The following is a 346-nucleotide window of genomic DNA, read 5'->3' as shown; positions in this document are numbered from 1 at the left end:
CTCGTACGGCTATGGACTGTCCACCAATGCCCTGCAGATCGCCCAGGCCTATGCGGCGATCGACAACGGTGGCGTGTGGATGCCGCCGACCTTCGTGCGCGGCGGTGCCGGCGAAGGCCGTTCGGTGATCGATCCGCAGCTGGCGCGGACGCTGATGGACATGCTGGAGACCGTCACCGGGCCGGAGGGCAGTGCGACCCGCGCGCGCGTGTCCGGCTACCGCGTCGCCGGCAAGACCGGCACCTCGCGGCGCTCGGTGCCCGGTGGCTACGAGAAGCGCTACATCAGCATGTTCGCCGGCCTGGTGCCGGCCTCGAATCCGCGCCTGTCGATGGTGGTGGTGATC

Annotated in this window: 1 protein-coding gene; it reads left to right on the top strand. The window is 69.7% G+C overall.

Annotation, left to right across the window (positions count from 1 at the left end):
- Positions 1-346, top strand: a 346-nt coding sequence (locus FLQ44_RS10935) for a penicillin-binding transpeptidase domain-containing protein (RefSeq protein WP_276607848.1), incomplete at both ends; no start/stop codon positions are given.

The sequence above is a fragment of the Vogesella mureinivorans genome (assembly GCF_007644035.1).
Taxonomy (GTDB): Bacteria; Pseudomonadota; Gammaproteobacteria; order Burkholderiales; family Chromobacteriaceae; genus Vogesella; species Vogesella mureinivorans.
The sequence above is the reverse complement of the archived record's forward strand: the minus strand, read 5'-3'. Positions and strand labels throughout refer to the sequence as shown.